General features: G+C 47.0%; 5 protein-coding genes. All 5 read left to right on the top strand.

The window, feature by feature from the left end; translation table 11 throughout:
* The coding region (gene galT, locus A1D16_RS12655) for a galactose-1-phosphate uridylyltransferase (protein WP_290709999.1) at positions 1–753 on the top strand (753 nt) is incomplete at its 5' end.
* A 9-nt stretch (positions 754–762) separates the two neighbouring features.
* Positions 763–1896: an aldose epimerase family protein gene (locus tag A1D16_RS12650; RefSeq protein WP_290709997.1), complete on the top strand. Its 1134-nt coding sequence runs from the start codon at positions 763–765 to the stop codon at positions 1894–1896.
* Between the two features lie 12 nt (positions 1897–1908).
* The gene (locus tag A1D16_RS12645; RefSeq protein WP_290709995.1) at positions 1909–3579 is read left to right on the top strand and encodes a sodium/sugar symporter; all 1671 of its coding nucleotides are present in this window, start codon (positions 1909–1911) and stop codon (positions 3577–3579) included.
* Between the two features lie 43 nt (positions 3580–3622).
* On the top strand, positions 3623–4435 hold the full coding sequence (locus A1D16_RS12640) for a phytanoyl-CoA dioxygenase family protein (protein WP_290709993.1): 813 nt from the start codon (positions 3623–3625) through the stop codon (positions 4433–4435).
* Between the two features lie 40 nt (positions 4436–4475).
* On the top strand, positions 4476–6326 hold the full coding sequence (locus A1D16_RS12635) for a sugar-binding domain-containing protein (RefSeq protein WP_290709991.1): 1851 nt from the start codon (positions 4476–4478) through the stop codon (positions 6324–6326).
* Positions 6327–6399 lie beyond the last annotated feature (73 nt).

The following is a 6399-nucleotide window of genomic DNA, read 5'->3' as shown; positions in this document are numbered from 1 at the left end:
GGTATTTGCCGGGTAATCGGTTTTTCTCCCCGGCATGATTTAACCCTGCCCATGCTTTCTCTGGCAGAAATTGAAGCAGTCATTGAGTTGTGGTGTAAAGAGTTCCTGGAGCTGTCGAAAAACCCGGGTATACAATATATACAGGTATTTGAGAATAAAGGCGCCATCATGGGCTGCAGTAACCCACACCCGCACGGACAAATTTGGGCGTCCTCTTCTATACCGGTTGAAATTCAGAAAGAGCTTAGCCAGCAGGCGCAGTATTTTGAGCAACATGGGCGCAGCCTGTTGGCAGATTATAGTAAGCTGGAACAGGAACAACAGGAACGTATACTCGAAGAAAATGAACATTTTCTGCTGCTGGTGCCGTTCTGGGCAACCTGGCCGTACGAAACCCTGCTTGTTTCAAAACGCCCGGTAAGCTATACCCACGAGTTTACTGCGGAAGAAAAGAAATCACTGGCAGCTATCCTCAAAAACCTAACCACCCGTTACGATAACCTGTTCGAAGTATCCTTCCCTTATTCTGCCGGAATACACCAGGCACCTGTAAATACGCCCGGTGTACAGGGATGGCATTGGCATATGCATTTTTACCCACCCCTGCTGCGTTCCGCAACGGTAAAAAAATTTATGGTAGGGTATGAAATGCTGGCAAATCCGCAACGGGATATTACGCCCGAATGGGCGGCCGAACAACTCCGGAAACAAGCGCTGGAATATTATCGGCCTATACCTGCCGCTACCCATTAAATTTGCTTCATGAAAAAAACGATGCTGCCTGTACTACTGTTGCTGCTTATGGCTTGTAATGCTGGTAAAAAAAAGGACGAAACCAACGCTTCTGCAACAGCCCTGCATTATTCCTTTGATTCCACCCTGAACGGGAAAAAGACTGGCCTTTACTGGTTGAAAAACGGGGAAATGACAGTTGGTATAACCAATTATGGCGGCCGCATTGTGAGTTTGCAGGTACCTGATAAAACCGGAACTAAACGTGATGTGGTGGTGGGCTTTGCTTCTTTAGCCGATTATATCAATGCTACCGAGCCCTATTTCGGCGCAACCGTTGGCCGGGTGGCTAACCGTATTGCCCGGGGAAAATTTACCCTCGATAACCAAACCTATACACTGTTCACGAACAATGGACCCAATACCCTGCATGGGGGTAAACAAGGATTGCAGGCCGTGGTATGGGAAGCGACCCAACCCAGCGATTCTACCCTGCGTTTATCCTATGTTTCGCCCGACAAGGAAGAAGGATTTCCCGGACAGCTTACCATCTCCGTTTTTTTTACCGTTACACAGAACCAGGAGCTGCTAATTCAATACGAAGCTACAACGGATAAAGCCACCCCGGTTAACCTCAGCAATCATGCTTTTTTTAACCTGAATGGAGAAGGGGCCGGCAGCATTAATCAGCATCAGTTGCAATTATTTGCAAGCGCTTATACCCCGGTTGATTCAACGCTTATTCCTACCGGCGAAATAGCGAAGGTAGCCGGTACACCCTTTGATTTTACCCGGCCAACCACAATCGGCGAACGGGTGGAAAACGCAGATGAACAGCTTCGTTTTGGAAAAGGATACGATCATAATTTTGTACTGGACGACAGCGCTGCCTGGAAGAAAGCAGCCAGTATCAAAGGAGACCTGAGTGGTATTCAATTGGAGATTTACACCACCGAACCAGGCATCCAGTTTTACGGGGGTAATTTTATGCAGGGAAAGAATAGGTTTAAAACAGGTGCAAAAGACGATTTTCGCACTGCGTTTTGCCTGGAGACCCAACATTTTCCCGATGCGGTAAATCAACCTGCTTTCCCCAGCACTATCCTGCAACCCGCACAAACCTATACAACCCGTTCTATTTATAAATTTTCTGCACAACCTTAAGCATTGCCTGCCATGAACATTCTTCACTCCAAAGACTACCTGGTTTTTATTATTTATTTTCTGATTGTTGCCTGTTACGGATGGTGGGTATACCATCGGAAAAAAACGGCCGAAGCCAGCAGTAAGGATTATTTCCTGGCGGAAGGTTCACTTACCTGGTGGGCAATTGGCGCCTCGCTGATTGCTTCCAATATTTCTGCCGAGCAATTCATCGGTATGAGCGGTTCCGGTTTTAAAATGGGACTTGCTATTGCTACCTATGAATGGATGGCGGCAGCTACTTTAATAATTGTAGCGCTCTTTTTTATCCCGGTTTACCTGCGCAATAAGATCTATACCATGCCGCAATTTCTGCAGCAACGATACAATGGAACCGTTGCTATGATAATGGCGGTGTTCTGGCTCTTATTGTACGTGGTGGTGAACCTTACATCGATCCTGTACCTGGGGGCCCTGGCGGTTAGCAGTATTTCCGGTATCAACTTTACCGTATGTATGCTTGCACTGGGTTTATTTGCCATCATAATTACCTTGGGCGGCATGAAAGTAATCGGCTATACCGATGTAATTCAGGTGTTTTTCCTGATCCTGGGAGGATTAGCTACCACCTACCTGGCACTGAACCTGGTGAGCGATCATTTTGGGGCGGATGGTCCTTTAGCTGGCTTGGGTTTATTGCAGGAAAAAGCATCGGGTCATTTTCATATGATCTTTAAACAGGATAATCCTAATTATATTGATCTTCCTGGGTTATCGGTTTTGATCGGGGGTATGTGGATTGTAAACCTCAATTATTGGGGATGCAATCAATATATTACACAACGGGCCCTGGGGGCAGATCTTAAAACGGCGCGTGCCGGTATTCTTTTTGCCGCATTTTTAAAATTATTGATGCCTGTAATTGTAGTGTTGCCAGGTATTGCGGCCTTTGTATTGTACCAGGAAGGCAATTTCCAGGAAGCAATGCTGCAAAATGGAGAGCTTAATCCTGACAGGGCCTACCCGGTATTGCTGAATCTTTTACCGCCGGGTTTAAAGGGACTTGCTTTTGCTGCACTAACAGCTGCGGTGGTAGCTTCGCTTGCCGGAAAAGCCAATAGCATTTCCACCATTTTTACCCTGGATATTTATAAAAAACGCATTGCGCCCGATGCAGATGAAAAGAAACTGGTAAGCATTGGACGTATTACCGTAGTCATTGCGATTATACTGGCCATCTTTATTTCTCCTTTCCTGGGTATTGATAAAAAAGGGGGGTTCCAATATATACAGGAATATACCGGCTTTGTATCGCCCGGAATTTTCGCCATGTTTATCCTGGGTTTTTTCTGGAAAAAAGCTACATCCAATGCGGCCTTATTTGCAACCATTGGGGGTTTCCTGCTTTCAGTATTTTTCAAGTTTCTACCCGGGTTTGCAGACCTCAGCGCACTAATCCCTTCCGGTTGGGCAATTGCAAATGAAGCGGGGGTGGCTGAAATACCATTTATTGACCGTATGGCCATAGTATTTGTGATATGTATGGTGGCTATGTATATTATCAGTACCATTGAACACGCCAGGGGAGTAAGGCCCAATGGGCTTTCGGTGGAGCCGAAGGAATTTAAACCTGACCCGGCTTTTGCGGTAGGCGCATTGCTGGTAACCGGCTTACTGGTGGCACTCTACACCCTGTTTTGGTAGATCGCCTTAATTTTAATTGATTTGTATACATAATGTTTGCCATATGAATACCAGCCAGCTTCCTGCACTTGATACTGAATTTCAGCTATCCGAAGACGATGTAAGATCTTTTCGGTCCCATGGACATGTTCATACCCGTTCGGTGCTATCGCCCGCGGAGCTGGCTGCCTACAGAGCGGTTATCAACGAAGCGGCTTACCGGTACAATACCGAAACCCGCGCTATGCAGGAGCGCGATACGTATGGCAAAGCTTTTCTGCAGATTATGAATTTATGGGAAGTGGATGAGCAGGTAAGGGCTTTTACCCTGGCAAAACGCTTCGGGAAAATAGCCGCCGCCCTGCTGGGGGTTGAACGAGTTCGGCTCTACCACGACCAGGCGCTGTATAAAGAACCCGGCGGTGGGCATACGCCCTGGCACCAGGATCAATATTACTGGCCACTTGATACCACCAATACGATTACCATGTGGATGCCCCTTATCCCGATTTCTGTGGAAATGGGTATGCTCAGTTTTGCTTCAGGCTCGCATAAAAATGGTGCAGTGGAAAACATTCCCATTTCTGATGAATCGGAGCAACTGCTGGAAGCCTATGTAAAAGAAAAAAACTATCCGATTACCAGACCTGCTACCATGAATGGCGGCGATGCAAGCTGGCATTATGGGTGGACGCTGCATAATGCACCGGGTAACCAATCGGCACATACCCGTGAAGTAATGACCATCATTTATTTTGCAGATGGGGCTAGGGTAACCGAACCGCGTAACCCACACCAGGAAAATGACCGGCAACGCTGGCTCATGGGCCAGGCACCGGGTGAATTTGCTGCATCGGACCTCAACCCGCTGATCTGAACCCTCCATTGGTATAGATGAATTCTAATAAATAGTAGTAATGAAGTTAACATCAGTTGTCGGATTAATTGGTTGCCTGGCCTTGTCATTGGCTGCATCGGCACAACAAAGCTGGACTTCCGTGAAAGGGAAAATTCAGTCTGAATGGGGAGAAAAACTAAACCCCTCGCAGGTATTACCCGAGTATCCAAGACCGCAACTGGTGCGTTCGGAATGGGTAAACCTGAATGGGTTATGGAATTATTCGATTCAGCCGGTTGGTACTGCTGCACAGCCTGCACAATTTGATGGAGCTATCCTGGTGCCCTTTGCTGTAGAATCTTCTCTTTCCGGTGTGCAGAAAACTGTTGGCAAGGACAGTGTGCTGTGGTACCAGCGGAATTTTATGGTTCCTGCCCAGGCGAAAGCAAAAAAAATACTGCTGCATTTTGGTGCGGTAGACTGGCAATGTGAGGTGTTTGTAAATGATCAGCTGGTTGGTACGCATAAAGGAGGGTTTGATCCGTTTAGTATGGATATTACGGCGGTAGTTCGGAAAAAGGGGCCGCAAAAATTAGTGGTAAAAGTTTGGGATCCTTCCGATGAAGGCCCGCAACCCCGGGGCAAGCAGGTGGTAAACCCCAATGGCATCTGGTATACCCCGGTAACGGGTATCTGGCAAACAGTTTGGCTGGAAGCAGTGCCGGCCACCTATATAAGCGCTACCCGCCATACGCCCGATATAGATCAGCAAACCATTACCATTACTGCCGAGGTAGAAAATGCGCAGCCGGGCGATAAGGTACTGGTGCTTGTAAAAAACGGAACAGCCACAATTGCACAAAAAGAAATAAATGCAGGTGAAGCGGCAGTGCTGAAGTTGGAAAACCCACGGTTATGGTCGCCCGAAAATCCATTCCTCTACGATCTGAAAATTTCAGTAATCCGCAATAAAAAGCCGGTGGATGAAGTGGCGTCTTATTTTGCTATGCGCAAAATTTCCATGAAAAAAGATGCCAATGGTATTCAGCGTATGTTATTGAACAATGAATTTCTGTTTCAATACGGACCCCTTGACCAGGGTTGGTGGCCGGATGGACTGTATACTGCACCTTCAGATGAGGCCCTGCAATTTGACATTCTGAAAACCCGGGAAATGGGTTTTAATATGATCCGCAAACATGTAAAGGTGGAGCCCGCCCGCTGGTATTATCATTGTGATCAGCTGGGTATGCTCGTTTGGCAGGATATGCCCAGTGGAGATATGGGTAACCAATGGGAAATGCGGCCGGGTATTTATGGAAAAGCAACCGATAAAGACCGCACCCCTGAATCTGCTGCTATTTTCAAAAACGAGTGGAAGGAGATTATGCAGGATTTTTACAATTTCCCGTCGATTGTGGTATGGGTACCCTTTAACGAAGCCTGGGGGCAGTTTAAAACCGCTGAAATCGTAAAATGGACCAAGCAGCAAGATCCTACACGCCTTGTGAACACGGCCAGTGGAGGCAATTTTGAGCCGGTGGGAGATATCATCGATTTGCATAATTACCCTGAGCCATTGATGCCCGATCCTGCTTTGTTTGGCGCCGACAGGATATTGGTGCTGGGTGAATTCGGCGGTCTTGGATTAGCCCTCGAAAATCATACCTGGCAGGAGAAAAACAACTGGGGATATCAAAGTTTCAAAAATAAAGAAGACCTGTACAAGCGTTATGCGGAATTTATTTCCGTGATTCCGCACCTGATAGAAAAAGGATTGTCTGCCGCGGTGTATACACAAACAACCGATGTGGAAGTGGAAACCAATGGCCTGATGACCTATGACCGGAAAGTCATTAAATTTTCGACCGATGCGTTGAAAAAACTGCATCAGCCTTTGTATAATAAAGCCCTGGTTCGGGTGCAATAAAGCAGTTGCTTACCTGGAATATTACCCGTCCATAAAAAGAGGCCGGTTTAATCTCTCGAGATAAACCGGCCTC

Source organism: Flavihumibacter sp. CACIAM 22H1, assembly GCF_001601815.1.
In the GTDB taxonomy this organism is placed as follows: domain Bacteria; phylum Bacteroidota; class Bacteroidia; order Chitinophagales; family Chitinophagaceae; genus Flavihumibacter.
This window is presented reverse-complemented; position numbering and strand designations above follow the sequence as displayed.